This is a genomic window from Bradyrhizobium sp. AUGA SZCCT0176 (genome assembly GCF_018130145.1).
Taxonomy (GTDB): Bacteria; Pseudomonadota; Alphaproteobacteria; order Rhizobiales; family Xanthobacteraceae; genus Bradyrhizobium.
In genome coordinates this window covers 277,593-302,415 of sequence record NZ_JAFCMB010000006.1, presented here as the reverse complement: position 1 = coordinate 302,415, position 24,823 = coordinate 277,593, and the positions used below count along the sequence as shown (strand labels likewise).

General features: G+C 63.5%; 28 protein-coding genes. 18 read left to right on the top strand and 10 right to left on the bottom strand.

The genetic code is table 11. The annotated features are described in order from the left end of the window. The first annotated feature begins 1 nt into the window (after position 1). The 3 genes from JQ600_RS17640 (at position 2) to JQ600_RS17630 (ending at position 2,512) form a co-directional block, all read left to right on the top strand. Positions 2-748: an ABC transporter permease gene (locus JQ600_RS17640; RefSeq protein ID WP_212389927.1), complete on the top strand. Its 747-nt coding sequence runs from the start codon at positions 2-4 to the stop codon at positions 746-748. A 5-nt stretch (positions 749-753) separates the two neighbouring features. Further along, a complete protein-coding gene (locus JQ600_RS17635; protein WP_212389975.1) occupies positions 754-1,617 on the top strand; it encodes an ABC transporter ATP-binding protein in 864 nt (287 codons plus the stop codon). Positions 1,618-1,786: 169 nt separating this feature from the next. After that, the gene (locus JQ600_RS17630) at positions 1,787-2,512 is read left to right on the top strand and encodes a Crp/Fnr family transcriptional regulator (RefSeq protein ID WP_212389926.1); all 726 of its coding nucleotides are present in this window, start codon (positions 1,787-1,789) and stop codon (positions 2,510-2,512) included. A 93-nt stretch (positions 2,513-2,605) separates the two neighbouring features. On the opposite strand, the gene atzF is transcribed toward JQ600_RS17630, so the two are convergent. Both atzF and serB read right to left on the bottom strand, forming a co-directional pair. Next, on the bottom strand, positions 2,606-3,964 hold the full coding sequence (atzF, locus tag JQ600_RS17625; RefSeq protein WP_212389925.1) for an allophanate hydrolase: 1,359 nt from the start codon (positions 3,962-3,964) through the stop codon (positions 2,606-2,608). Positions 3,965-4,061: 97 nt separating this feature from the next. Then, the gene (serB, locus tag JQ600_RS17620; protein WP_212266474.1) at positions 4,062-4,955 is read right to left on the bottom strand and encodes a phosphoserine phosphatase SerB; all 894 of its coding nucleotides are present in this window, start codon (positions 4,953-4,955) and stop codon (positions 4,062-4,064) included. Between serB and miaA the strand changes: the two genes are divergently transcribed. From miaA to ilvC, 7 genes are all read left to right on the top strand, one after another. Next, on the top strand, positions 4,954-5,928 hold the full coding sequence (gene miaA, locus JQ600_RS17615; RefSeq protein ID WP_212389974.1) for a tRNA (adenosine(37)-N6)-dimethylallyltransferase MiaA: 975 nt from the start codon (positions 4,954-4,956) through the stop codon (positions 5,926-5,928). The two genes, serB and miaA, sit on opposite strands and share 2 nt — an antisense overlap. A gap of 389 nt (positions 5,929-6,317) precedes the next feature. Continuing rightward, positions 6,318-8,093, top strand: a complete 1,776-nt coding sequence (locus JQ600_RS17610) for an acetolactate synthase 3 large subunit (RefSeq protein ID WP_212266476.1) — start codon at positions 6,318-6,320, stop codon at positions 8,091-8,093. 6 nt (positions 8,094-8,099) lie between these two features. Further along, on the top strand, positions 8,100-9,086 hold the full coding sequence (locus tag JQ600_RS17605; protein WP_212389924.1) for a threonine dehydratase: 987 nt from the start codon (positions 8,100-8,102) through the stop codon (positions 9,084-9,086). Between the two features lie 19 nt (positions 9,087-9,105). Then, entirely contained in the window at positions 9,106-9,648 is a 543-nt protein-coding gene (gene ilvN, locus JQ600_RS17600) for an acetolactate synthase small subunit (RefSeq protein WP_192737977.1), read from the top strand. A 3-nt stretch (positions 9,649-9,651) separates the two neighbouring features. Then, entirely contained in the window at positions 9,652-10,350 is a 699-nt protein-coding gene (locus JQ600_RS17595; RefSeq protein WP_212266480.1) for a class I SAM-dependent methyltransferase, read from the top strand. A 99-nt stretch (positions 10,351-10,449) separates the two neighbouring features. Next, positions 10,450-11,052 (top strand): LysE family translocator, encoded by a 603-nt coding sequence (locus JQ600_RS17590; RefSeq protein WP_212034450.1) that lies wholly within the window; start codon positions 10,450-10,452, stop codon positions 11,050-11,052. 146 nt (positions 11,053-11,198) lie between these two features. After that, positions 11,199-12,218, top strand: a complete 1,020-nt coding sequence (ilvC, locus tag JQ600_RS17585) for a ketol-acid reductoisomerase (protein WP_212034449.1) — start codon at positions 11,199-11,201, stop codon at positions 12,216-12,218. An 84-nt stretch (positions 12,219-12,302) separates the two neighbouring features. Here the strand turns inward: ilvC and JQ600_RS17580 are convergent, their stop codons facing one another. Then, positions 12,303-13,388, bottom strand: a complete 1,086-nt coding sequence (locus JQ600_RS17580; protein ID WP_212266482.1) for a DUF2336 domain-containing protein — start codon at positions 13,386-13,388, stop codon at positions 12,303-12,305. Between the two features lie 27 nt (positions 13,389-13,415). Next, on the bottom strand, positions 13,416-13,910 hold the full coding sequence (locus JQ600_RS17575) for a hypothetical protein (RefSeq protein WP_212389923.1): 495 nt from the start codon (positions 13,908-13,910) through the stop codon (positions 13,416-13,418). 51 nt (positions 13,911-13,961) lie between these two features. Here JQ600_RS17575 and JQ600_RS17570 point away from each other — a divergent pair, with 51 nt between their 5' ends. After that, entirely contained in the window at positions 13,962-14,813 is an 852-nt protein-coding gene (locus JQ600_RS17570) for an SDR family oxidoreductase (RefSeq protein WP_212415514.1), read from the top strand. Between the two features lie 7 nt (positions 14,814-14,820). After that, the gene (locus tag JQ600_RS17565; RefSeq protein WP_212389921.1) at positions 14,821-15,060 is read left to right on the top strand and encodes a hypothetical protein; all 240 of its coding nucleotides are present in this window, start codon (positions 14,821-14,823) and stop codon (positions 15,058-15,060) included. Positions 15,061-15,093: 33 nt separating this feature from the next. Here JQ600_RS17565 and JQ600_RS17560 read toward each other — a convergent pair whose 3' ends face one another. Beyond that, the gene (locus tag JQ600_RS17560; protein ID WP_212266490.1) at positions 15,094-15,717 is read right to left on the bottom strand and encodes a hypothetical protein; all 624 of its coding nucleotides are present in this window, start codon (positions 15,715-15,717) and stop codon (positions 15,094-15,096) included. Between the two features lie 110 nt (positions 15,718-15,827). Here JQ600_RS17560 and JQ600_RS17555 point away from each other — a divergent pair, with 110 nt between their 5' ends. The 3 genes from JQ600_RS17555 (at position 15,828) to JQ600_RS17545 (ending at position 17,119) form a co-directional block, all read left to right on the top strand. Further along, a complete protein-coding gene (locus JQ600_RS17555) occupies positions 15,828-16,538 on the top strand; it encodes a TetR/AcrR family transcriptional regulator (protein ID WP_212389920.1) in 711 nt (236 codons plus the stop codon). A 144-nt stretch (positions 16,539-16,682) separates the two neighbouring features. Further along, positions 16,683-16,865, top strand: a complete 183-nt coding sequence (locus JQ600_RS17550; RefSeq protein WP_212389919.1) for a hypothetical protein — start codon at positions 16,683-16,685, stop codon at positions 16,863-16,865. 11 nt (positions 16,866-16,876) lie between these two features. Then, complete coding sequence (locus JQ600_RS17545) at positions 16,877-17,119, top strand: hypothetical protein (protein ID WP_212489990.1); 243 nt, start codon at positions 16,877-16,879, stop codon at positions 17,117-17,119. A gap of 30 nt (positions 17,120-17,149) precedes the next feature. On the opposite strand, the gene JQ600_RS17540 is transcribed toward JQ600_RS17545, so the two are convergent. Beyond that, positions 17,150-17,845, bottom strand: a complete 696-nt coding sequence (locus tag JQ600_RS17540; RefSeq protein WP_212266496.1) for a Crp/Fnr family transcriptional regulator — start codon at positions 17,843-17,845, stop codon at positions 17,150-17,152. Positions 17,846-18,127: 282 nt separating this feature from the next. Between JQ600_RS17540 and JQ600_RS17535 the strand changes: the two genes are divergently transcribed. Continuing rightward, positions 18,128-18,352 (top strand): response regulator, encoded by a 225-nt coding sequence (locus JQ600_RS17535; RefSeq protein WP_212389917.1) that lies wholly within the window; start codon positions 18,128-18,130, stop codon positions 18,350-18,352. Positions 18,353-18,497: 145 nt separating this feature from the next. On the opposite strand, the gene JQ600_RS17530 is transcribed toward JQ600_RS17535, so the two are convergent. Both JQ600_RS17530 and JQ600_RS17525 read right to left on the bottom strand, forming a co-directional pair. Then, on the bottom strand, positions 18,498-18,692 hold the full coding sequence (locus JQ600_RS17530; RefSeq protein WP_212389916.1) for a hypothetical protein: 195 nt from the start codon (positions 18,690-18,692) through the stop codon (positions 18,498-18,500). Positions 18,693-18,696: 4 nt separating this feature from the next. Next, complete coding sequence (locus tag JQ600_RS17525) at positions 18,697-18,915, bottom strand: hypothetical protein (protein WP_212389915.1); 219 nt, start codon at positions 18,913-18,915, stop codon at positions 18,697-18,699. 384 nt (positions 18,916-19,299) lie between these two features. Here JQ600_RS17525 and JQ600_RS17520 point away from each other — a divergent pair, with 384 nt between their 5' ends. Further along, positions 19,300-21,012, top strand: coding sequence for a sulfatase-like hydrolase/transferase (locus tag JQ600_RS17520; protein ID WP_212266502.1), 1,713 nt, complete (start codon positions 19,300-19,302; stop codon positions 21,010-21,012). A 98-nt stretch (positions 21,013-21,110) separates the two neighbouring features. Further along, on the top strand, positions 21,111-22,781 hold the full coding sequence (locus JQ600_RS17515; protein WP_312011044.1) for a sulfatase-like hydrolase/transferase: 1,671 nt from the start codon (positions 21,111-21,113) through the stop codon (positions 22,779-22,781). A 104-nt stretch (positions 22,782-22,885) separates the two neighbouring features. On the opposite strand, the gene JQ600_RS17510 is transcribed toward JQ600_RS17515, so the two are convergent. Beyond that, on the bottom strand, positions 22,886-23,818 hold the full coding sequence (locus JQ600_RS17510; protein WP_212389913.1) for a DUF1932 domain-containing protein: 933 nt from the start codon (positions 23,816-23,818) through the stop codon (positions 22,886-22,888). A gap of 131 nt (positions 23,819-23,949) precedes the next feature. Further along, positions 23,950-24,789, bottom strand: coding sequence for a dienelactone hydrolase family protein (locus JQ600_RS17505; protein WP_212389912.1), 840 nt, complete (start codon positions 24,787-24,789; stop codon positions 23,950-23,952). Positions 24,790-24,823 lie beyond the last annotated feature (34 nt).

The following is a 24,823-nucleotide window of genomic DNA, read 5'->3' as shown; positions in this document are numbered from 1 at the left end:
GATGAAGCGGCTCAATATCCTGGTCGGCGCGCTTTCGATCCCGCTCTTTGTCGTGGCATGGGAAGTGATCGCACGGTCGGGGATCGTCAACGCCGTACTGTTTCCGCCGCCGTCGGTCGTCGCGGTCGCCGTGCTCGAATGGGTGCGAAGCGGGCAGTTCTTCCTCGATCTCGGGGCGAGCCTCTATCGCGTCGTGACCGGGTTCGTGGTGGGGGCGGCGCTGGGCATAGCGCTCGGCGTTCTCACCGGGCAGTTCGCGCTGGTATCAAGCCTGCTGTCGCCGCTGTTTCATATCCTGCGGCCGATACCGCCGATCGCGTTCGTTCCGATCGTGATCCTCTGGTTCGGCCTGTCTGAAACCGGAAAGCTGTTCCTGGTGGTCTGGGGCGTCTTCTTCACGGTGTGGCTGTCCACGCATATCGGCGTGCAGAAGGTCGATCGCGGCCTGATCCGGGCGGCGCAGATGCTCGGAACGCCGCGGCGCCAGATGCTGCAGGAGATCGTGCTGCTCGGCGCCTTGCCCTACATCGTGGTCGGGCTTCGAACCGCGATCAGCATTTCATTCTACACGCTGGTGGCGGCCGAGCTGGCGGGCGCCTTTGCCGGCATCGTCTACCGGATCGAGATAGCGCAGCAGAATCTGCAGACCGGCCAGGTGATGGGCGGATTGGCCGCGCTCGGATTGATGTCCTTTGTCGCCGACCGCCTGTTCGCGGCGGTCGCGGAACGCACGGTGTGGTGGCGATGAAGCAGATGGTACATCGGTCCGACGCCGCGTTGACGCTTGCGCATTCGCGGCCATCCCTTGCAGGAGAACGCGCGGTGGCCCGCACCATCATCAGCGTCGCCGATCTCAGCATCGTGTTCGACACGCCGCAGGGGCAGGTGATTGCCGTCGATCGGGTGACGTTCAGCGTGGCTCACGGCGAGTTTGTCTGCATCGTGGGTCCATCCGGATGCGGCAAGTCGACGGTGCTCAACACCATCGCAGGCCTGGAGACGCCGTACAGCGGCGCGGTGATTGTGGACGGCAAGCCGATGCAGCGGCCGCGACCCGATGTCGGCATGGTGTTCCAGCAGCCGCATCTGTTTCCCTGGAAATCCGTCCGCAAGAACATCGCCCATGGTCCGCGCATGCTGGGGAAGTCGCGGAGCGAGGCCCGGGCGATTGCCGATGGCCTGATCGAGATGATCGGTCTCAATCGTTTCGCCGACGCCTATCCGCACACGCTGTCCGGCGGCATGCAGCAGCGCGTTGCGATTGCACGCGCGCTTGCCAACCAGCCGCGCGTGCTTTTGATGGACGAGCCGTTCGGCGCGCTCGACGCCCAGACCCGCAGCGTGATGCAGGACAGCCTGCTCGAATTGCGCGACCGTATCGATGCAACGGTCGTGTTCGTCACCCACGACATCGACGAGGCCATTCTGCTGGCGGACCGGGTCCTGATCATGAGCGCGGGCCCCGGACGCATCCTGCGCGATCTTGGCGTCGATCTACCGCGGCCGCGTTCCAACGCCATCATGCTCGATCCTGCCTACCTCGCGCTGAAGAAGGATTGTCTCGACCTGATCCGGTCCGAAGGCCGTCGCGCCTTCGATCAGTCGAGCGCCGGCTAGAGCGTTTTCAAAGCGAAGTGGATACCGGTTCGCGTTAGAGAAAACGCGTCAAATCAAAAATCCAGAGCCCCGTTCCGATTCCATCGGAACGGAAAAGGCTCTTGCGGCGCCAAATTGCGCCTTCTTGGCACGAGTCTTGAATTGATCAGCTCAGTTCAAGGAGGCGACCATGACAGCAGCCCATGCGAGAGCCGCGGCCGGAATCATGCTGGCGGAATCGGACAGCCTCGTCCGCCCGCTGCCGGGTCTGCTGGATGAATTGTGCGAGGCAGATCGGCAGCGCCTGCGCGGTATCGGCCGCGACAAGCCTCTCGAAACCGGCCAGTTCGTCTGGCAGCAGGGCGATGGTCAGACCGGAATCTATTTGATCCGATCCGGCCGCATTCGGAGCTATTACGTCGCGCCGTCAGGGCGCGAGGTGACGCTGGCCTACTGGTTTCCGGGCAACTTCGTCGGCGGCCCGGATTTGTTCGGCACCGGACCGCATATGTGGACGTCGGTGGCGGTTGAGGCGAGCGAGCTGACGTTTCTGCCGGGACCGGCGCTGAAGAAAGTCGCGCTGGAGTCAGCCCCACTGGCGGTGGCGTTGCTGGACGCGCTCGCGTTCAAGGCGCGGTGCTATTCGGCGATGGCGCAAATGCTGGGGACGCGCTCGGTCACCGAGCGGCTGCATCGCCTGCTGATTTTCCTGTCGCGGATACACGGCATCCGCAACGGCCGCGAAACCACTATCGCGGTGCCGTTTACGCATGGCGACCTCGCCAACCTGATCGGCTCAACCCGGCAATGGGTCACCGTTCAGCTCGCGCGCATGCAGCAGCGCGGCATCATCCGGTATCACCGGGGGTTGATCTCGATCCTGAACATGCCGGCGCTGGATCTTGAAGTGGTCTAGCGCGGGATGAGATGAGGTTGGGCCGTGACGATGGACCATCTTTCTCGCACCCGGGACACAATCGTGGCGTGCTCGCGAGCCGAGGCACATTCCCTACTTTGCATGGGGTTGTTTTCGCGATTTTGTGTCGAGCCGCCCCGCCAGCGCGATCAGCGCCCGGTCGGACCAGGCCGGCGCCAGCAGCGTCACCCCCATGGGGATGCCGTTCGGCAACACGCCGTTCGGGATCGCTACCGCGCAGAGATCCAGCAGATTGGCGAAGTAAGAGTAGTGGCCAAGGCGGTTGTTCAGCGTGATCGGATCGCTGTGCATCTCGTCCAGCAGGAACGGTCGCGGCGCCGTGGGCACCACCAGCGCATCGACACCGGCGAGAAGGCCTTGTGATTGCCGGCGCAGCCGCAACAACCGGTGCATCGCGGTGAAGGCGTCGATCGCCGAATAGCTGGTGGCCGTCCGAAGCACGGTTTTTGTAACATCGAGCAGGCGATCGGTATCGACCTCCATCAGCGCTGATATCGAGGCGCGTCTTTCCGCGACCCAGGGTCCGGCGAACATCATCGCGCCGGCCTCGGCGAACGGCGCAAAGTCGATCTCGACCGCGGTACCGCCGAGGGTGGAAAACCTGTCGCAGGCCTGCTCGTAGAGCGCGCCGCATTCGGGCATGCCGAAGAATTCGAGATCCTTGGCCATGAGGCGGCCGAACCTGAACTTGCCGCTGGCGCGGGCGCTGACGGAGGCGGGCGCGAGCCGGCTGTACGGATCCTCGGGATCGAAGCCTTCCATGACGTCCAGGATCGCGGCGCCGTCCTGTACCGAATTGCAGAAGATCGAGACGCAATCCAGCGTCGGGCAATTCGGCACCAGGCCACGCGACGAAACCAGCCCGACCGTCGGTTTGATGCCGACGACGTCGTTGAACCCGGCGGGAATGCGGCCCGAACCGCCGGTATCGGTGCCAAGCGCGAACGTGACGTGGCCGGCGGCGACCGCGACCGCCGAGCCCGAACTGGAGCCGCCCGAGACATAGCGCGGGTCTGCGACGGCAGCGCATGATCCGTAGGGCGAGCGCGCGCCGGAGAGGCCGGTGGCGAGTTGATCGAGATTGGTCTTGCCGATGCAGATCGCGCCGGCCGCGATCAAGCGTTCGACGCTTTCGGCTGATCGTGCCGGCATGTAGCTGAACGCCGGAACGGCGGCCGTCGTCGGCATGCCCGCAACGTCGATATTGTCTTTGACGCCGAACAGGACACCGAGCAGGGGGAGGGTTTCGCCGGAATCGGCGCGTGCCATCAGCGTGCGGCAATGATCCCGCGCCTCCGCGATCGGGCGGACATGGATCCAGCAGTTCCGGTCACGCTCGGTCTCGATCCGCCGATAGGCCGTCTCGATGGCCTGCAGCGGGTCGCTCCCGGCAGGGGAGGACGTTGCGAATCGTAGATTGATTTGGTTCACCTGAAAGAACTCCACCCGCGCTGCTCTCTGCAAAACTGGGCGAGCGGGTCGTCACGAACAAGCAATTAAATGCTTCGTGTTCAGGTGCGGCGGTGATTCACGCCGTCACAAATTCATCGCGCCGATAGCCCTGCGCATAGAGCAATGCGGTGAGATCGCCGTGGTCGATCCGGGCGGCGGCGGCCGCCGCCACGGCCGGCTTGGCGTGATAGGCGACGCCGAGGCCGGCGGCCTCGATCATGCCGAGATCGTTGGCGCCGTCGCCGGTCACCAGCGTGTCGATGTCGTCGAGATCAAAGGACTCGGTGAGTTCGACCAGCGTCGCGAGTTTGGTGGCGCGGCCCAGGATCGGCTCGGTGACTTCGCCCGTGAGCTTGCCGCCCGACACCTTCAACTCGTTGGCGCGGTTTTCCTGGAACCCGATCATCGCGGCGACCGCGTTGGTGAACAGCGTAAAACCACCCGAGATCAGGCAGGTGTAGGCGCCGTTGGCGCGCATGGTCATAACCAGTTCGCGGCCGCCCGGCGTCGCCGTGATGCGCTTTTTCAGCACTTCATCGACCACGCCGACCGGCATGTCCTTCAGCAGCGCGACGCGCTCGCGCAGCGCCGGCTCGAACTCGATTTCGCCGCGCATCGCGCGTTCGGTGATGGCGGCGACGTGCGCCTTCAGTCCGGCAAAATCGGCCAGTTCGTCGATGCATTCCTGGCCGATCATGGTGGAATCCATGTCGGCGAGAAAAAGCTTCTTGCGCCGGAAGGCGGCAGGCTGCACCACAATGTCGATCGGCAGGTCGCCCCGCGCCTGGCGCAGGCGGGCCTCGATCGCCTTGATATCCTCGCTGCCGGTGAAGGGGATATCGACCGCAACTTCGTCGAACAGCCATTGGGCCGTGCCGGGCGAGGGCAGGACGGCCAGCGCGCCGTCGACGATGGTGGAGTCGAGCGCGGGGTTGACGGGATTGCAGATGAGCGTGGCGACGAGGGACATGCAGGCGAATTCGCGTTTGGGGAATAAGGCCGTGCTTATCGCAGGGCCGACCGCCAGCGGCAAGTCGGCGCTGGCCCTTGAGCTGGCGCAAAAGACCGGCGGCGTCGTCATCAACACCGATTCCATGCAGGTCTATCGCGATCTCCGCATCATCACGGCCCGCCCGACGCCCGCCGAAGAGGCGCAGGCGCCGCATTGGCTCTATGGCCATGTCGATGCCGCCGTGAATTTTTCCGCCGGCGCGTGGGTCGCGGACGCCGCCAAAATGCTGTCGGAAGCACAAGCCGCAAAACGCCTGCCAATCTTCGTCGGCGGTTCCGGCCTCTATTTCAAGGCGCTGACGCGCGGCCTGTCGGCGGTGCCGCCGATCCCGGCCGAAGTGCGTGACAGCGTGCGCGCGCGGCTGGAGCGCGATGGCGTCGAAGCGTTGCATGCGGAGCTCGCAAAGCGCGACCCGGCAACGGCGGAACGCCTGAAGCCGCGCGACCGCGCCCGCATCGCACGGGCGCTCGAAGTGGTCGAGGCCACCGGCCGCGCGCTGACCGACTGGCACCGTGAAGGCCTGCCGCCGCTGCTGCCGCAAGGCGAGTTTCACGCGTTATTTCTGGCACCCGAGCGCGACCAGCTCTATGCCCGGATCGATGCGCGGTTCGATGCGATGCTGGCAGCAGGCGCATTGGAGGAGGTGGCCGGACTGGCCGCCCGACACCTCGCCCCTCTGCTGCCGGCGATGAAGGCCCATGGCGTGCCGGCGCTGATCCGGCATTTGAAGGGCGAGATCAGCCAAGCGGAGGCCGCCGAGATCGGCCGCGCCGACACCCGCCACTACGCCAAGAGGCAGTTCACCTGGTTCCGGCACCAATTGCCGGAGTTTGAGTGGGTGGCGCCGGAGGCGGCGCGGGGGTGGGTGGCCACCGTCATTCCGGGGCGCGAAGCGAACCCGGAATCTCGAGATTCCGAGGGGGCGCAATAGCGCCCCTGAGGTCTGGTCCTTCGGACCATCCTGGAATGACGGAGACGTCGTAGGGCCCCGCGCATGGCAGGGAACAGCAAATTCGCACTCGCCGAACGGCTGGAACCCCGTTACACTTCCTTAATCGGGCTGAAAGCGTCCTTCCCTTGACTTCCGGGGTCCGATCGCTATAACGCGCGTAATCTTCGGGAAGTATGGACCGTCCTATGCGTAATATTATTACCAAGCTCCTTATCGTAGTCGTACCCTGGCGCACCGCCCGGGATGGCTGAGGCCATCCAATTGCAGGCGGTGTGCATAGGGCCTCTGGGGCCCTTTTTTATTTCCCAAATCCAAACCGACGAAGCCGCGCAGACACAGCGCATCCGGAGCAAGCCAAGGAAAACGTCATGACCGACAAGAGCCACGATCCGAACCAGATGACCGGTGCCGCGATGATCGTGCGCGCGCTCATCGATCATGGCGTCCAGCATTTGTTCGGCTATCCCGGCGGTGCGGTGCTTCCGATCTATGACGAGATCTTCCAGCAGAGCGAGGTCGAGCACATCCTGGTGCGGCACGAGCAGGGCGCCGGCCACGCCGCCGAAGGCTATGCGCGCTCGACCGGCAAGCCGGGCGTCGTGCTGGTGACTTCCGGCCCCGGCGCCACCAACATGGTGACGCCGCTGACGGACGCGCTGATGGATTCGATTCCGCTGGTCTGCATCACCGGGCAGGTGCCGACGCATTTGATCGGCAATGACGCGTTCCAGGAATGCGACACCGTCGGCATCACGCGACCCTGCACCAAGCACAATTGGCTGGTGCGCGACGTCAACGATCTCGCGAAAGTGTTGCACGAGGCGTTTTACGTCGCCACGACCGGCCGTCCCGGACCCGTCGTGGTCGACGTGCCAAAGGACGTGCAGTTCGCGACCGGCACCTATCATCCGCCGCGCAAGTCCGACGTGCATGTTTCCTACACGCCGCGGGTCAAGGGCGACGCGTCGCAGATCCGCAAAGCCGTGGCGCTGCTCGCCGGCGCAAAGCGCCCGGTGATCTACAGTGGCGGCGGCGTCATCAATTCCGGACGCGAAGCCTCGAAACTGCTGCGCGAACTGGTCGAAGTCACCGGCTTTCCGATCACTTCGACCCTGATGGGCCTCGGCGCCTATCCCGCGACCGGCAAGAACTGGCTCGGCATGCTCGGCATGCACGGCACGTATGAGTCCAACATGGCGATGCATGATTGCGACGTCATGCTGTGCGTCGGCGCGCGCTTCGACGACCGCATCACCGGCCGCACCGACGCGTTCTCGCCGGGCTCGAAGAAGATCCACATCGACATCGATCCGTCCTCGATCAACAAGAACATCCACGTCGATGTGCCGATCATCGGCGACTGCGGCAACGTGCTCGGCGATCTGTTGCAGGTGTTCAAGGCGGAAGCGAAAAAGCCGGACATCAAGGCGTGGTGGCAGGAGATCGCCGTATGGCGGGCGCGCAATTCGCTCGCCTACCGGAAGAACAGCGAAGTGATCCTGCCGCAATACGCCATCGAGCGCCTGTTCGAGGCGACGCGCGGGCACGACACCTACATCACGACCGAAGTCGGTCAGCACCAGATGTGGGCAGCGCAGTTCTTCGGCTTCGAGGAGCCGCACCGCTGGATGACCTCGGGCGGGCTCGGCACCATGGGCTACGGGCTGCCGGCCGCGCTCGGCGTCCAGGTCGCGCACCGGGACAGCCTCGTGATCGATATCGCGGGCGACGCCTCGGTGCAGATGACGATGCAGGAGATGTCGACGGCGGTACAGTTTGAACTGCCGATCAAGATCTTCATCCTGAACAACCAGTATATGGGCATGGTGCGGCAGTGGCAGCAGCTGCTGCACGGCAACCGGCTGTCGCATTCCTATTCGGAGGCGCTGCCGGATTTCGTCAAGCTGGCGGACGCGTTCGGCTGTGTCGGCCTGCAGGCGATCAAGCCCGGCGATCTCGACGGCGCGCTCAAGGAAATGATCTCGATCAAGCGCCCGGTGCTGTTCGATTGCCGCGTCGCGGCGCTGGAAAATTGCTTCCCGATGATTCCGTCCGGCAAGGCGCACAATGAAATGCTGTTGCCGGCGGAAGCGACCGACGAGGCGACCGCGGCGGCCTTTGCCGGCGGCAAGGCGCTGGTGTGAGGTCAGATGTTTGATCTGGGGCAACTCGAGCACGCGCACAGGATCGTCGGGGCCGCGATGCCGCCGACGCCGGCGCATGCGTGGCCGCTGCTCGCGCAGCGGCTCGGCGCCGACGTGGTCGTCAAGCACGAGAACCACACGCCGATCGGTGCCTTCAAGGTGAGGGGCGGGCTGGTCTATGTCGAGCGGCTGCAACGCGAGCGGGTGCAGACCTCAGGAATTATCTCGGCGACCCGCGGCAATCACGGCCAGAGTGTCGCTTTCGCCGCACGCCGTTTCGGCGTACCGGCGACGATCTATGTGCCGCATGGCAATTCGGTCGAGAAAAACCAGTCGATGCGCGCCTTGGGCGCCAACCTCATCGAGCATGGCGAGGATTTTCAGTCCGCCCGCGAGGAATGCGAGCGTCACGCCGAACGCGAGGGCCTCGAGCTGGTGCCCTCGTTCCACCGCGACCTCGTGATGGGCGTTGCCACCTACGCGCTGGAATTGCTGCGTGCTGCTGATGATATCGATGTGCTCTATGTGCCGATCGGGCAGGGCTCCGGCATCTGCGGCTGCATCCTGGCGCGTGATCTGCTCGGGCTAAAGACGGAAATCGTCGGCGTGCAGTCGACGGAAGCGCCGTCCTATGCGCTGTCGTTCGCTGCCGGCACCGTGGTGAAGACCAACAGCAGCAACACGCTGGCCGACGGCATGGCGACGCGCGTCCCCGACGCCGAGGCGTTGGCGATCATTCGCAAGGGCGCCTCGCACATCGTCCAGGTGACCGACGACGAAATCGCCGATGCGGTGCGCGCCTACTGGACTGATACCCACAATCTCGCTGAAGGCGCCGGCGCCGCCGCGCTTGCTGCTGCCCTGCAGGAGAAGTCGAAGCTCCGCGGCAAGCGGGTTGGACTGATCCTGTCCGGCGGCAATATCGATTTCGATCTGTTCTGGAAATGGATCGCCCGCAACGAAAATGTCACCGCCGCCAAGGCACTGGCGTAGCCAAGATTTGGGAACGACAATGAATCAGCCCGCATCCGCCTATTTCCTCGAAGAGCGCCACGATCCGACCGAGTCGCACACGCTCTCGGTGCTCGTGCAGAACGAGCCGGGCGTGCTCGCGCGCGTGATCGGGCTGTTCTCCGGCCGCGGCTACAACATCGAAAGCCTCACCGTCTCCGAGACCGAGAGCCAGAAACATCTCTCCCGCATCACCATCGTCACCACGGGCACGCCGATGGTGATCGAGCAGATCAAGCACCAGCTCGACCGCATGGTCCCGGTCTATCGCGTCGTCGACATGACGCTGACCGGCCGCTCGATCGAGCGCGAGCTTGCGATGGTGAAGGTGCGCGGCGGCGGCGACAACCGCGTCGAGGCGCTGCGGCTGGCGGACGCGTTCCGCGCCCGCGTGATCGACGCCACCACCGAAAGCTTCGTGTTCGAGATCACCGGCAATTCCGCCAAGGTCAGTCAATTCATCGACCTGATGCGACCGATCGGCCTTGTCGAAGTGTCGCGCACCGGTGTTGCCGCGATCGGGCGCGGGCCAGAGGGGATGTGAACCATGCTGGCGCGCGACTGGTATTACAATCAACGGCGGCAACTCGGGCTCGATTCCGCGGTCGCCTCGATCTACGACCGGCATGACGACAGCGACATCCGCGCCCGCGCGGCGCTGACCATGCTCGGCGTCGAGCGCGGCTGGCGGATGGCCGATATCGGCTGCGGCAACGGCGTATTGGCGGTCGAGGCGGCGCTGATGGGCGCCGAGGTCGACGCCATCGACATCTCGCCGGCGATGCTGGCGCTCGCCAACATCCAGGCGCGCGACCGCAAGGTCGCGGTCCGCACCCAGCCGGCGGGCATGCTGAGCTTCGCCTATCAGCCGAATTCCTACGACCTGATCGTCAGCGAGTTCACGCTGCATCATCTGCCGGATTTCTGGAAGGCGGTGGCGCTGGCGCGGATTTTTGCGGCGCTGAAGCCCGGCGCGAATTTCTACCTGCGCGACATCGTCTTCGTCAGCATGCCCGACGGCGTCGATCGCGACGTCGAGGCGTGGGCCGATTTCTCGATCAAGAACCACGATTTCGAGCGCGAGAGCGTGGTCACCCATATGCGCGACGAGTACTCGACCTTCGGCTGGGTGATCGAACGCATGCTGACCGATGTCGGCTTCACGCTGGAATCGGTCGACTACCACGCGCCGCTGCACGGCACTTATCTTTTGCGCAAACCGAAGCCGGACCACCAACAAAGCTAAAAAATGCAACCGGCCGATGTCGGCTTCGCCATCGTGCTGCTGGCGAAGCGCTTGCAGGCCTCATCAGAACAGTTCTGCCAAAGATCGCGTGAGGCCACCATGTCACATTCGCTCCTGATCGCCTTCGTGCTGTTCGCCACCGTGATGTTCTTCACGCCGGGGCCGAACAACATCATGCTGCTGTCCTCGGGGCTGACTTACGGGTTCCGCCCGACCATCCCGCACATCGCCGGGATCACCGTCGGCTTTGCCTTCATGGTCGGCGCGGTCGGGCTTGGCCTTGGCACCATCTTCATCGCCTATCCGGTGCTGCAGACGGTCCTGAAATATGCCGGCGTCGTTTACCTGATCTATCTTGCCGCCGCGATCGCGATGTCCGGGCCGGTTTCGGCCGACCAGGACAACCGCCGCGGGCCGATGACCTTCTGGGGCGCGGCCATGTTCCAATGGGTCAACGCCAAGGGCTGGGTCATGGTGATCGGCACCATCACGGCCTATGCGGCGATCGCGGCCTATCCCTGGAACATCGCGATCCAGGTCGTCCTGAGCCTGTTGCTGGGGGTGCTTTCCTGCACCGCCTGGGCCTTGTTCGGCAGCGCGCTGCGGCCGGTGCTGACCTCGCCGAGGGCGGTGCGGGCCTTCAATATCGTGATGGCGGTGCTGCTGCTGGCCTCGCTCTACCCGGTCTTCATGGACGCATGATGCCGCACCGCGCCATGCAGAAACGGGTTTCCTTTGACGCGAAAAATGCTCTAGACAACGCCGGAAATTCGCGGGCGACCGGCGCTCCATCTTAACCCAAATGCCTGATTAACCGGCCTGATTTGGCCACCGATGAGGAAACGACTATGCGAGTTTATTACGATCGTGATGCCGACCTGAACCTGATCAAGGGCAAGAAAGTCGTCATCGTCGGCTACGGCAGCCAGGGCCACGCCCATGCGCTGAACCTGAAGGATTCCGGCGTCAAGGAAGTGGCCATTGCGCTGCGCAAGGGCTCGGCTTCGGCCAAGAAGGCGGAGGCCGCCGGCTTCAAGGTGATGGAAGTCGCCGAAGCCGCCAAATGGGCCGATCTCGTCATGATGCTCACCCCCGACGAACTGCAGGGCGACATCTACCGCGAGCATCTGCACGACAACATGAAGAAGGGAGCGGCGCTGGTGTTCGCGCACGGGCTCAACGTGCATTTCAACCTGCTCGACCCGCGCGCCGATCTCGACGTGCTGATGATCGCGCCGAAGGGCCCCGGCCACACCGTGCGCTCGGAATATCAGCGCGGCGGCGGCGTGCCCTGCCTGATCGCGATCGCCAAGGACGTGTCCGGCAACGCCCACGACCTCGGCCTGTCCTATGCCTCGGCCGTTGGTGGCGGCCGCGCCGGCATCATCGAGACCACGTTCAAGGAAGAGTGCGAGACCGATTTGTTCGGCGAGCAGGTGGTGCTCTGCGGCGGCCTGGTCGAATTGATCAAGGGCGGCTACGAGACGCTGGTGGAAGCCGGCTACGCGCCGGAGATGGCCTATTTCGAGTGCCTGCACGAAGTGAAGCTGATCGTCGACCTGATCTATGAAGGCGGCATCGCCAACATGAACTACTCGATCTCCAACACCGCCGAATACGGCGAATACGTCACCGGCCCGCGCATCGTGACCGCCGAGACCAAGGCCGAGATGAAGCGCGTTCTCGCCGACATCCAGAGCGGCAAGTTCGCCCGCGACTGGATGCTGGAGAACAAGGTCAACCAGACCTCGTTCAAGGCCACCCGCGCCAAGCTCGCCGAACATCCGATCGAGGAAGTCGGCGCCAAGCTCCGCGACATGATGCCGTGGATCAAGAAGGGCGCGCTGGTCGATAAGACCAAGAACTAAGCGGCTTTAGGTCAAAATGGAAGTCGGGGCCGCGCATTGCGCGGCCCTTTTCATTTCTTCGCGCTAGGTGCGATCAGCGCCCGCCTACCGCTCGATCCTGTTGTGAAGTTGCCAGAAGCGCACGGTGCGCTGGGCGGTCTCCATCGACAGTCGCTTGTAGTCCCGCTGGGCGACGGCCAGAGTCTGGTCGTCGATGCGGCGCTTCACCGGGCGGTTGCGCAGGATGCTCTCGACCGTCGGCCAGTTCAGCCGGGCCGACCGGCAGGGAATCAGGATGAGGTCGGAGCGGGGCCCTTCGATCAGGCGGGCCATCATTTCGGCCGGCACGTCGTTGAGGACCGCGAGCGAGACCATGACCTCGTCGAACTTTTTGCTCTCGGCGAAACCATAGACCGCTGCGTCGTCCAGCTCTTTCAATTCCATCATCAGCCTGACCAGTTCTTCGGCCACGCGGAAGTCGCGTCCGGACGGAGGTCCCTCGCGCACGATGTCTTCGATCACCCGCCGGATCTCTTCCTGGAGTGCGGGCGGCGCAAGGGCCAACAGCCGGGTGCGAACGGCGTCCTTGGCGCGGCGCAGCAGGTCGCGCAGGAACTTGATCGGAAGATCGAGGCGCAGGCCGAGGATCTCGACCAGTTCGTCGTCAGCTTCGGAATGGGCCACCATGCCGGAATAGCCGGCTTCGGAGAACCGCGCGGTTGCGTTCTTCGCGAGCCTGCGAATGACCTTGGTTTGGCCGCGATCGACGATCACGTCGGTGACGGCCTCCGGCAAGTTGTCGCGCGCCGAAATTGCGAGCAGATGGTCCTGGCCCTTGCTGCTGGCGATCTCGACCAGCGCTTCGACGCTGATGCGGCTGGAATGGGTGAGCACCTCGCCGGCGACCGCGATTTCATCGTCCCATGCGAGGTATTGAATGACTTCGAACGGCGCATAGTCGAGCGGCGCCAGCCGCTTGCTGAGCTCGGTTCTTGCCCGTGTCTCGACGCGTGCGATCAAGAGGCAGAGCACGTCGTCAAACACCTTGACCTGGTCTTCGCTGAGGCGTTCGCCGTCATTGAGGAAAAGATCAGTGACCTGACGGAGGGTTTCGACGCGCCGGGCTGGCGATCCACCCCTTACGGCATCTTCGAGTTCGGCGATAATCGAGTGAGCCGGCTGTTGCGCCATTGTGGCGGCCTGTTTGTTGTTTCAACTTCAGCACGCACAATGGCGAACGCGGTCTTTCGCGAGCGTTAAGGCGAAAGCCCGTAGAAATGCGGAACGGCAGCACTGAAAACAGGCAATTGCGAAATTCGCAACCATTGTCGCGAATTCGCCGCAGAACATTGTCCGCTTTGCATTCCCGATTGCTTTACCACGCACGCGACGCTGCGTGCCGTTATATTGCGCCGTGATCAGCGCCCAACCACCGACATTCGCATGATTTGCGCCGTTTCCGGTATTTTGACCGGCAGCTATCCTCTCCAAACCGTTGCGAAAAAAACTCGAAGGCGAAGCGCTCCGACAACAGGCCATCAAGCCCGGTCCGCTGCCGAGGAGGCGGTCCATGATGCGCGGCGCTAAGGATTTTTTCACGATGAATTCTGTTAAGGCTGCCGGAATGCGTTCTTCAACCTCCCGCGCAAGAACGGGGGCGTGCGCGCGCACCGTCGTGACGGGAATTTTGGCCGCCGCCGCCGCGCATTGCACTTCTCTCGATCCGGATTACATCAGCCCCGCTTCACAGAGGGGGAGACAATCATGAGATCCGTCGTCATCACCGGTGCATCCACCGGCATCGGCTGGGCTGCCGCGAAACTGCTGCTCGATCGTGGCTTTCGCGTGTTCGGCAGCGTGCGCAAGCAGGCCGACGCGGACCGCCTCAGGGTTGAGTTCGGCGACAATTTCACGCCGCTGCGGTTCGACGTCACCGACGAGGCCGCGGTGCTGGCCGCGGCGCGCGAGGTGCGCAGCCAATTGAACGGCGAAACGCTCGCGGGCCTCGTCAACAATGCCGGCATCGCGGTGGCAGGTCCCGTGCTTGAACTCGCGGCCGACGAATTCCGCCGCCAGATGGAGGTCAATGTGATCGGGCCGGTTATCGCGACGCAGGCGTTCGGCCCGCTGCTCGGCGCCGATCCGTCATTGAAGGGACCAAAGGGGCGCGTCGTCATGATCTCGTCGGTCTCGGGGAAAAATGGCGTCCCGATGACGTCGGCCTATGCGGCCTCCAAGCACGCGATCGAGGGGCTGTCGGAGAGCCTGCGCCGCGAATTGATGCTGTTCGGGATCGACGTCATCATCATCGCGCCCGGCGCGGTAAAAACGCCGATCTGGAGCAAGGCCGAGGACGTCGACATATCCGGCTACAAGAACTCGCCGTTCTTTCCGGCGCTGCAAAAGGTCCGTGCCTACATGCTGCAACTTGGTTCGATCGGATTGCCCGCGGAGAAAATCGCCGCGAAGATCTTCGACGCGCTGACGCTGCCAAATCCCAAGGTTCGCTATTCGATCGTGCCCGATCCGCTTCAGGTGTTGGCAGCGGCGCTGCTGCCCAAGCGCACCATCGACAAGATCATCGCCAGGCGCCTCGGCCTGACGCCACAGGCATGACGACGCGGTGACAGAAACAATCGGCAAGACCAGCGCGGAACTGACCGAACTCGTCAACGAGGCGCTTGGCGATCAACCGGGATGCGAAACGGCGCGCATCACCGGTCTTCAACCGGTGCCGGGCGTCCGCGGCGGCCGCAACTGGGAAATTCCGAGCGTCGCGCTCGGCGACAGCCTGATCAGCGACGTCGATCGCGCCGTGATCACGATTCATCGCCGATTGGGCCGCACGTTTCATCTGATCTGATATGACCGTACGAGCGCGCAGGCGTTATGGCCGTCATCCCGCCTGCACCGTGTGCGGCGTTCGCGCCGCGGCCATGCTGATCATCCGCAAAGCGAACACCGCCAGCAGCGGGATCAGGAACACCGCGTATAGCGGCATGTCGGGAATTCGCTTGCCGAACGAGACCATGAATTGAAACAGCAGATAATAGCCGCCGATCAGATGCAACCTGCGCCAGGCGCTCGCGCCGAGGGCTTTGGCTGACCGGTCGAATGACGTTGCCGTCATCGCGATGATGACGGCATAGCCGATGCCGCCGAAAATGTAGGAGGCGAGCGAGGTCGCGGCCGCATAACCCGCGGGATCCATCATTGCGAAGGCGGCGATCGCAATCGCATGAATGCCGTGCGAGGCTGCGAAGGTCACGCCGAGGTAACGGCGGTTGCGGCGCTGCCATCGCGTCCAGGCGTTGGGCCAGAGCCGCGCCAGCGCAGCGGCGCTGAAGGCGAGACAAAAGAACAGCAGCGAGGTCCGCGCCGTGAAGCGGATCACCATGCGCACGCCATCGACCTCGAATTGCCGCATGCCGGCGATCCAGACGCTAAGCGCGAGCAGGGTCAGCGCCAGCACGGCAAACAGCCGCCAGCCTTCGAACCAGTTTCGACGGCTTTCCGACATCGCTCTCCCCCCGCAAGTTAATGTAATCATCAGTTACATATGCGTGTCACGCATCGTCAACCCGTGTAATCGTTGCTTACATTCACAAGAGGGTGATGTTAGGAGGGACGATGCGTTCTTCGGCCAAGCCTCCGTCCGCCAAACTGCCGGCCAAGCCGCGCCGCCGCACGGCGCGCGCGCCGGCGGCAAAGCCCTATCATCATGGCGATCTCCGCCGGGTTCTGATCGACGCCGCGCTGCAACTGGTCGGCGAGGGCGGTCCTGACGCGGTCAGTGTCCGCGAGGCTGCCCGCCGTGCCGGGGTGTCGCCGGGGGCGCCGTTCCGGCATTTTCCCAGCCGCGACGCCCTGATGAACGCGGTTGCCGAGGAGGCGCAGCGCAGGTTCCGGGCCGAGATCGAAGCGGCGCTGGCCGAGGCACCGGCCAGCACTCCGGCCAACAAGCCCTTGGGCCGGTTTCGCTGCCTGGGGCTCGCTTATCTGCGCTGGGCGATGAGGAACCCGACCCATTTCGAGATCATTTCCAGCCGCCGTTTTTTTGATCACGACGAGGCGGCCGGCGTCTCGCAGGACAATGCCGAACTGATCGACCTTACCGAGCGCACGCTGGCGGAGGCGTTTGCGCAGGGGCAATTGCGCTCGGCGGACCTGAAACAGGTGCAGATCGCCGGCCGGGCGCTGGTCTATGGCTTCGCCCGGATGAATATCGACGGTCATTTTCCGCGCTGGGGCGTCGCCGGCGCGGACGCCGAGCGCACCGCGGAAGCGATCCTCGATCTCTTCATCGAAGGTATCGCCAAAGTTCCCGGCAAATCCGCTTGATGCGTTTGAGGAGCTTTCCGACGCGCGTAACGCACGAAGCCGGAACCGGCAATCTCGCCGCGCGTTGACAAGCGCGGCAAGGCGTTCCGCCACCGTTCGCTGCTGCACAATTCAAAGACTGCATCCTGAACCGGGAGGACGCCCGTGGTCAGAGAAGGTCCTGCGCAACCCGCACCACCGCCAAAAGAACCCTATCCCGCCGACAAGGCGCGGGGCGTCGAGGTGATCCTCAATACGCCGCTCAGAAAGTGGATCTTCTTTGGCGGGCTTATCGGCGCGATCCTGCTGGTGCTCGTCCTGAGCCTTGTTCGCCTCGGAAGCGGCTAACGGAGACTGCCATGAAACGAAGCCTGTTCTGCGCGATCTTCGTGCTGACCCTGAACGGTGCCGGTCTCGCCCAGCCTGCGGGAAACGTTCCCGCATTCTACATCGTGCTGAACTCGCTGACGAAGACCTGCACGGTGGTCGACAAGACCCCTCGCACCGATACACCTAACATCACTGTGGCCAGCGATACGATCTATAAAACGCGGGCCGAGGCGGAAACCGCGGTCAAGGCGCTGAAGCCATGCAGCCAATAGCGCGGCATCCGCAACGCATCAGCCTGACGGTTACTTCTTGAGAGGCCCGATCAGCCTTTCGTAATGCGTCTTGACCGAACCGTAGCATTCGCAGGCACTCGCCTGCAGCGCTTCTGCATCCACGATCTGGATCTTGCCGCGGGCATATTTGATCAGACCCGTCTCCTGCAATGTCCTGGCCACCGCGGTCACACTCGTTCGTCTGACACCCAGCATCTCACCGAGATATTCCTGCGTGAACGGCAGGTAATCACTATCGGACAAATCTCTCGCGCGCAGCAACCAGCGGCAGAACCGCGCTTCCACCTGGTGCGTGGCAAAACATGCGGCGGATTGCTGGGCCTGGGCGTAGACCGTTTGTTCGTGCCGCATGAGCAGGGCAAGCAGTTTCGGGCTTTGTATTGCGACCGATTTCAGGGCTTCGATGTCGCATACCACAATCTCACCGCTAAGCTGAATGATGCCGCGGCTCACCGCTATCTTCCCGTCAAGCGCTGCGGAAGCACCCACCACACCGTCTTTGCCGATCATGGCCGCTTCGACCATTTCGCCGGTCGAAAGCGTGATCACGAGCGACACCACGGCGCTGGTCGGAAAGTAGACGTGGCGGATTCGCTGGTCCGCCTCGAACAACACCCGGTGCTGGTCGAATTGTGCGGCCTTCAAATGCGGACCGAGAAGTTTCATGTCGGACGGCGGGAAAAGGCTGAGCAATTGATTGTTCATGAAATGCGCTCCTGCTGACAGGCGGGAGCGCGAACTACTCTCAGCTATCGGTGCTTTCGCGGGATACCCGATAATTGCCGGACGGTACGTCAACTACCGGACATAGCAAGAAAATAATCCCACTATGTCGGGTAGCGAACAGACGCCGGACCTCATTTGGCGAACGATCCGACAGGCTTACAACGGGCTCGGGAACCTCCATTTTGCAGGATGCCGTTTGGCGCGCCGCGACGAGCAGGGCCCGATCAAACCAGCCGGCGAGATGTGCATGAAGGAAGGATCATGTCCAAAGTGCCGGACGTTCCCCTTTCCTCGATCGAACGGCCGCGCTGCGGCAGGTGCCTCACCCGGATGATGCTGGTCCGACTAGCGCCTTTGTCTGACGGGTCGGAGGAGCGGACTTTCGAATGCCCGAAATGCAACGCGATCGAGAGCAGGACGGTTGCCGACCCGCTGAAATCGGAAGCCGTCGTGCGGCTGACGACCAATGTCCGGCCGCCGGTTTGACGAAGACCTGAGCTTGACGGAGATCGCGATCCGGGTCGCAGGCGCCTCTGCGTGGACCGTCGTGATCGCCGTCTCGATATTCTTCGCGATCCTATTTTTCCTCGGGGCGGGCTGACGTTTTCCGTGGCTGACGGTCTGGCTTGGCTCAGGTCTTCGGTGGCCGGCCTCGTTTCGCAAACAGCATGCCCTGCATGTCCACGGCGTTTTGCAGAATGCCTGCGCGTTTCATCGCTTCGGTGCGCTCCGGGCCGGGGGCCATGGTGCGGGCTGCTTCAAGCGCGGCCAGCGCTTCGGTTTCGAGATCGAGCCTGGGGCGGGGATTCTTGATCGGTCTGGCCATGGATCTAACGCTTCGGCTGGGTTTTGGTCGGATTATCGATGACCGGGCCTGGCGCGGCTTCCTGAGGGGGCAACCGTCCCGGCTCGAGACCTGTCCGATCCACGGCCGTCGTATCCAGCGGGTCGATTGCCTCGATCCTGGTTTCGGCATGGGCGCACTTCGGGCATTGATAGTTTCGATGCTCGAAACCTTCCGGTCCCGCCGACACGGCAACCGTCAGCATCCGCGTTTTGCAGTCAGGGCAGCGCGGACGGTGGATGGGCAACAGCTCTGGATCAGCTCTGGTCCCGGGCATGGCAAAAAATACCGCCGTCCGAAAACGGTTGTCTGTCTGATACCTGACCAAGAAAGTCACTAAAATCAGGTTCCGCCCGCGACGGTCCTTCGCCTTTGGTAGGCAGCGCGACGGGCTGGCGGGAAGTTAGCGGCGTGGGCCAGCGTCAGCCGGATTCACTAAAGCTTTGCGTTGCAACGGCAAATTCATTGCCTGTTCATGACGTTTACACTACGTTTTCATGACACGGCCAGGTTCCGGCTGCGTCGTGCGTCTCCTGGCCGTCGCCAGCCAAGGCATTTGCATTGCGCCGGGTAGTGTTGCGTCCCGCCCATGGCGCCCGCGCCAAACCCAGGTCCCTCTGCCACCGCTGCGGTTACCGCCGGCATTGCCGCGATCGGCATATGGCGGCTGTTGGCCGTCGCCGCGCCGCATATGGCCGCGCTGGCGATCATGCTGCAGACCGAGGCCGATTTCGGTTCGCGCCTGTGCTTCGCACTGTCGTGGGGCATCCTGAACTTGCTGTTCATCGCGCTGCTGCGCCGGCCCGCGCTGTCGGGCGCGCTGTCGCTGACGCTGGTGGTGGCGCTAGTTCTGCTGTCGCAGTTCAAGCACGGCGTCGTGCAGATGACCGCGAACTTCGTCGATCTGATGGTGATCGATCGCGACAGTGCGGCTTTCCTATTTACGATCTTTCCGAACCTGCGCTGGTCGGTAATCTCGGCGGGCCTTGTGACGATCCCGCTGATGTATGCGCTGTGGTGGCTCGATCCGTTCCGGATCCGCCGGTTGCCGGCGCTGGCGGGGATGCTCGCCTGCCTTGCCGCGCTCACCGGATACGCCTTTGCCTGGCCGGACGAGGCCTGGCGCGGCTACTATCCCGACGGCTATCTGTCCAAATTCGCCCGTTCCGGCGTTACCGCGGTCTCGGATTTCGTCAACTACGGCTTCATGGAGTCCGACGCCGTCTCCGCCGGTCGCCTCAAGCTGCCGCTGGTGGATTCATGCGCCCCGGCGGGGCGGCGGCCGCACATCATCATGGTCCATGATGAGTCGAGCTTCGACATTCGCCAGGCGCAGGGCGTCAAGGTCCCGGCGGGCTACGGCAGTCATTTCGACTCCTTCGACGGCAAGGCGCGCAAGTTCGTGGCCGAAAGCAGCGGCGGAGCGAGTTGGTTCACCGAATACAACGTGCTGGCCGGGCTTTCGTCGCGCTCGTTCGGCCGGTTTTCCTACTTCGTGACCCGTATCGCAGCGGGCCGCGTCGAGCGCGGCTTGCCGCTCGCGCTGCGCCGCTGCGGTTACAGCACGACCTCGCTCTATCCCGCTCACGGCGCGTTCATGAGCGCACGCGGCTTCCACACCACCACCGGCATCCAGAAATTCTACGATGCACGCGATCTCGGCGCCAAGGGCATCGAGCCCGACAGCTTCTTCTATGACAAGGCCCTGAACCTGTTATCGCAGAACGCAGCATTGAACCCGCAATTCATTTTCGTCTATCTCGCCGCCAATCACTTCCCGTGGGAGACGCCGTTTCGTGCGGACCTGACGCCATCCTGGTCGAAGCCCGGCAACGCGCCCGTGGTCGATGAATATGTGCGCCGGCAGACCATGAGCGCCAACGACTACGCGGCGTTCGTCGCGGGGCTGAAAAAGAAGTTCCCGGCGCAGCCGTTCCTGATCGTACGCTATGGCGACCATCAGCCGGAATTCTCGTCGCATGTTCTCGATCCCGGGATTGACGAGACCGCCGCCGGCAAGAAATTCGAGAGTTACGATCCACGCTATTTCACGACCTATTATGCGATCGACGCCATCAATTTCGAACCGGTCAAGAGCCCTGCGGTGATGGAAACCGTCGACGCGGCCTATCTGCCGCTGGTGGTACAGGAGGCCGCCGGCATCCCGCTCGATCCCTCCTTTTCGGAGCAGAAGAGCATCATGCTGCGATGCAAGGGCGTGTTCTATGCTTGCAAGGGCGGTGCGGAAGCCCGACGCTTCAACCGGCTCCTGATCGACGCCGGTTACGTGAAAAACCTCTAGCAACAAGGGAGGGCAGCATTCCAGCCTCCGCCAAACCTGCAGCAAGCCGGACCGGCGATACAGCATCGCGCGGGGTCTGGTTCTATGCCGGCGTCGGCGTGGTCGCCGCATTGCATCTTGCGGCCCTGGCTGTCCTGCTCAGCACGGAATACGGATTCGTTGGGATCACGCTCGCGCTGCTGGCGTGGGTTTTTGTGAACTGCCTGTTGCTGCTGGTGCTGCGGCGGCCCGGCGTCGCCGCGGCGCTGGCGCTTGTTCTGGTGGTGCTGCTAATCGTGCTGTCGCGCTTCAAGTTCGACATTTTGCAGCTATCTCTGACGTTCCTCGATTTCCTGATCATCGATCGCGATACGTTTTCGTTCCTGCTCTCGGTGTTCCCACAGTTGCGGACGCAGCTGATCGTGGCGGCGGTGATTGCCGTTCCGCTGCTGTGGGCGATCTGGCGCGCCGATCCGCTTCGCGCAGCTCGCGGGCCTGTGCTGGCGCTTCTTGCCGCAACCACCGTGTCGATGTCGGCGATGTCGGTCGCTGCGCCCGAGCAGCCTTGGGAGCCGTTCCAGGGCATCAATCATATTTCCAACCTCGCGCGCTCGGGCGTGGTCGCGGTGTCGCGGCTGGCCTCGACCGGATGGATCGAGGCCGATCCGCCGGCGAACGGCTCGCTTGGCCTGGCCCCGGGTGCGCACGCCACGGCCCGGCCGGCGCTGCCGCCAGACGAAAAATGCGATACCACTGCCAAGCGCCCGCACATCATCATGCTGCTCGACGAGTCGAGTTTCGACATCACCGCAGCACCCGGCGTCAAGGTGCCGCCAGGCTATTCCGACTACTTCAAATCCACCGACGGCAAGCGACGGACCATGATCGCGGAGGCGACAGGCGGCCCGACCTGGTACACCGAGTTCAATGTCCTGACCGGCATGTCGGCGCGCTCGTTCGGCGATCTGAAGTTCTACGTCACGAGGATCACCGCGAACCGCATCGAGCGTGGCCTGCCGCAAGCGCTGCAGCGCTGCGGCTACAAGACCGTCTCGCTCTATCCGACCTATGGCGACTTCCTCAGCGCGCGGGCGTTCCAGAAGGGTGTCGGCGTCAACAGGTTCATCGACATGGCCGACATGGGCGTCGATGAGGACATGCAGCCCGACAAGTTCTACTTCGATCAGGCCTTGAAGGCGTTTGCTGACGAGCAAGCGTCACAGTCGCCGGTCTTCATGTTCGTGTATCTCACGGCCAATCATTTTCCCTGGACCAGTGTCTACCGGCCCGATCTGACGCCGGACTGGAAACCGCCGGGAAATACGCCGGAGATCGACGAGTATATTCGCCGCCAGAGCATGACGGCGAACGACTACCGCGATTTCACCGCACGGCTGGCGCGCGACTATCCGGACCAGTCGTTCCTGGTGCTGCGCTTCGGCGATCATCAACCGGCAATCTCGCAGAAACTGCTCGAGCCCGGCATCGACCGGAAACTGCTGGGGCAACGTTTGATGAGTGCGGATCCGCGTTACTTCTCGACCTACTATGCGCTGGATGGAATCAACTTCCAGCCGCCCGATTTGTCGTCGGCCCTCGCAACCCTCGACGCCGCCTACATTCCGCTCGTCATCCAGGACGCCGCCGGCATTCCGCTCGATCCCTCGTTCAAGGAGCAGAAGAGCATCATGCTGCGATGCAAGGGCGTGTTCTATGCCTGCAAGGACGGCGCAGAAGCCAGGCGCTTCAACCGCCTCCTGATCGACGCCGGCCTGGTGCGGGGACTGTAGTGGCGTAGGGTGGCAAAGCGCTAGCGTGCCCACCATTTAATTCGAAGAGCAATGGTGGGCACGGCGCTAAGTGCGCCTTTTCCCACCCTACGTTTCGGCATCACTTATTTCTTCTTCACGGCGGCAAGGATGCGGTCGGCTTCCACGCGCCAGTCGGGGCTGCGGGCAAACGCGTCGGTGCCTTTCGCACCGAACAGGCCTTCGTCGGCGAGATCAGCGATGAAGGCCTGGCGTTCGGCGGTGCCCTCCGCCGACCATGGTGTGAGGCCAACCTCGCGCACGGTCTCAGCCACTTCGCGAACCTCTTCGCTGCGGCGACGGCCATGCTCGATCACGCGCTGGAAGAAATAGGCGCCCTGTTTTTCCCAGTCGATGGCGGGAAAGGTCTCCGTGAGCGACGCCAGCACCGCGTCCTCGACGCCATAGGCGCGCGCGGTGGTAAAACTCTCGATCACCATCGCTTCCAGGCCCTTGATCATCACGCTGCGGCACATCTTGACCGCCGAAGCGACGCCCAATTCCCGGCTTGCCACCTTGGCGTCAAAGCCGAGTTCCACCAGCAGCGGCGCGAGCGCCTCGGCACCGGCGCCGCCGAGCAACAAGGGCACCTTGATGCGGTACGGCGGGATCGAGGTCATCACCGCGCCTTCGACGTAGCGGCCGCCCTTGCCGTCGATCAGGCCGGCGGCGCGCTGCTTGGCGCCCGGCGATGCCGAATTGAAATCGAGGAACCAGGCATCCTGCCTCACGGCCGGCGCGCAAGCCTGCGCGACCGGGACAGCCTGGCTTGCGGTAACGGCGGAAACGATGAAATCGGCTCTCGCGGCAAGATCGGCATGGGACGCCGCAAGCGCGACACCATGCGCGAAAGCATGGTCGCGCAGCGCGGAACCTGTCTGATCGCTGCGCAGCTTGATATCGTAGGCCGCGACCTTCACGTCCTGTTTGCGCAGGTCCTCGGCGAGAATGCGACCCACTTCGCCGTAGCCGACGAGACCCACATTCCAGTGGCGGGGATTGGTCGAGGGTGCGTTCATCAAGACATTCTCCAGATCGGTGGCCCGGTGAAGGGCAACGCGGCTACCGGTGTTGAATTCCGGCTTGCTCGATCGCTTCTTGCCAGTCTTTGATGCCGGATTTCAAGCAGGCTCCCGTCCCGCACAAAAGCCTACGGCTTCAGCACGCTTGCAAAGAACGCAATCGCGCGTGCGATTGCGTCGCGGGTCGCGGACGCATTGGCGACGTCGCTCTGGCGCGAGGAACTGGGATCGTCGAAACCATGCGCCGCATCGGGGTAGAGCTGGAACTGGATGTCGCCACCGATCGCGCGGCTTTTGGCGACGAAGTCGGCGCAGCGCCGCGGCGAGACTTCCTCGTCGGCCGATCCATGCAACACGCGCACCGGAGCGTAAGGCTTGATCCCGTCGGCGAACTGGCCTTTCAGGCCGCAGCCCGGGTAGAACGCCAATCCGGCCCGGAAGCCGGTTGCGGGCGTCGGCGCTGTGATGCCGGGCGCGCTCACCGACATCGTCGCCAGGGTGGCGCTGCCGCCGTTGGACCAGCCCTGCAACGCGACCCGATCGGCGATCACGTCACTGCGTGTCCGCAGGTAAGCCAGCGCGCCATGGGCGTCGAGCGGGCGAATGGTGATTTCATTCAATTCATCGGGCCGGGAATCGTAGCTGAAACGGGGAAAACCAGTTGGATAGCCGCGCGGACCAAAACCATCGACCAGGATGGCGAGATAACCTTGCCGGGCCCAGATGTGCCCCCATTGCTGATTGCGTTTCGAAAGCGTCGAGGCGTCATATTTGCCGTTGGCGGCCGAGGAATAAACGCCGGCGCGGCCATGCATCATCACCACCGCAGGCGTGCGCGCTGCATGCGGCACCTCCGGCAAAAAAACATAGCCGACCAGTGTCGTCCGCCCGTCGGCACTGGCAAAGGTGACGCGCGCGGGCAGGGGTGCTGCGGTGGCAACGGTCGTTCCGGATATCAGTACCGACATCGCAGCGATACCCACGGCAGGCAGTACGAGAGAG

What these genes read in the sequence shown, in the direction of transcription:
- JQ600_RS17640 (WP_212389927.1), top strand. Translation starts at nt 2, where the DNA reads ATGAAGCGGCTCAATATCCTGGTCGGCGCGCTTTCGATCCCGCTCTTT.
- JQ600_RS17635 (WP_212389975.1), top strand. Translation starts at nt 754, where the DNA reads ATGGTACATCGGTCCGACGCCGCGTTGACGCTTGCGCATTCGCGGCCA.
- JQ600_RS17630 (WP_212389926.1), top strand. Translation starts at nt 1,787, where the DNA reads ATGACAGCAGCCCATGCGAGAGCCGCGGCCGGAATCATGCTGGCGGAA.
- miaA (WP_212389974.1), top strand. Translation starts at nt 4,954, where the DNA reads ATGCAGGCGAATTCGCGTTTGGGGAATAAGGCCGTGCTTATCGCAGGG.
- serB (WP_212266474.1), bottom strand. Translation starts at nt 4,955, where the DNA reads ATGTCCCTCGTCGCCACGCTCATCTGCAATCCCGTCAACCCCGCGCTC.
- JQ600_RS17610 (WP_212266476.1), top strand. Translation starts at nt 6,318, where the DNA reads ATGACCGACAAGAGCCACGATCCGAACCAGATGACCGGTGCCGCGATG.
- JQ600_RS17605 (WP_212389924.1), top strand. Translation starts at nt 8,100, where the DNA reads ATGTTTGATCTGGGGCAACTCGAGCACGCGCACAGGATCGTCGGGGCC.
- ilvN (WP_192737977.1), top strand. Translation starts at nt 9,106, where the DNA reads ATGAATCAGCCCGCATCCGCCTATTTCCTCGAAGAGCGCCACGATCCG.
- JQ600_RS17595 (WP_212266480.1), top strand. Translation starts at nt 9,652, where the DNA reads ATGCTGGCGCGCGACTGGTATTACAATCAACGGCGGCAACTCGGGCTC.
- JQ600_RS17590 (WP_212034450.1), top strand. Translation starts at nt 10,450, where the DNA reads ATGTCACATTCGCTCCTGATCGCCTTCGTGCTGTTCGCCACCGTGATG.
- ilvC (WP_212034449.1), top strand. Translation starts at nt 11,199, where the DNA reads ATGCGAGTTTATTACGATCGTGATGCCGACCTGAACCTGATCAAGGGC.
- JQ600_RS17580 (WP_212266482.1), bottom strand. Translation starts at nt 13,388, where the DNA reads ATGGCGCAACAGCCGGCTCACTCGATTATCGCCGAACTCGAAGATGCC.
- JQ600_RS17570 (WP_212415514.1), top strand. Translation starts at nt 13,962, where the DNA reads ATGAGATCCGTCGTCATCACCGGTGCATCCACCGGCATCGGCTGGGCT.
- JQ600_RS17560 (WP_212266490.1), bottom strand. Translation starts at nt 15,717, where the DNA reads ATGTCGGAAAGCCGTCGAAACTGGTTCGAAGGCTGGCGGCTGTTTGCC.
- JQ600_RS17555 (WP_212389920.1), top strand. Translation starts at nt 15,828, where the DNA reads ATGCGTTCTTCGGCCAAGCCTCCGTCCGCCAAACTGCCGGCCAAGCCG.
- JQ600_RS17545 (WP_212489990.1), top strand. Translation starts at nt 16,877, where the DNA reads ATGAAACGAAGCCTGTTCTGCGCGATCTTCGTGCTGACCCTGAACGGT.
- JQ600_RS17540 (WP_212266496.1), bottom strand. Translation starts at nt 17,845, where the DNA reads ATGAACAATCAATTGCTCAGCCTTTTCCCGCCGTCCGACATGAAACTT.
- JQ600_RS17535 (WP_212389917.1), top strand. Translation starts at nt 18,128, where the DNA reads ATGTCCAAAGTGCCGGACGTTCCCCTTTCCTCGATCGAACGGCCGCGC.
- JQ600_RS17530 (WP_212389916.1), bottom strand. Translation starts at nt 18,692, where the DNA reads ATGGCCAGACCGATCAAGAATCCCCGCCCCAGGCTCGATCTCGAAACC.
- JQ600_RS17525 (WP_212389915.1), bottom strand. Translation starts at nt 18,915, where the DNA reads ATGCTGACGGTTGCCGTGTCGGCGGGACCGGAAGGTTTCGAGCATCGA.
- JQ600_RS17520 (WP_212266502.1), top strand. Translation starts at nt 19,300, where the DNA reads ATGGCGCCCGCGCCAAACCCAGGTCCCTCTGCCACCGCTGCGGTTACC.
- JQ600_RS17510 (WP_212389913.1), bottom strand. Translation starts at nt 23,818, where the DNA reads ATGAACGCACCCTCGACCAATCCCCGCCACTGGAATGTGGGTCTCGTC.
- JQ600_RS17505 (WP_212389912.1), bottom strand. Translation starts at nt 24,789, where the DNA reads ATGTCGGTACTGATATCCGGAACGACCGTTGCCACCGCAGCACCCCTG.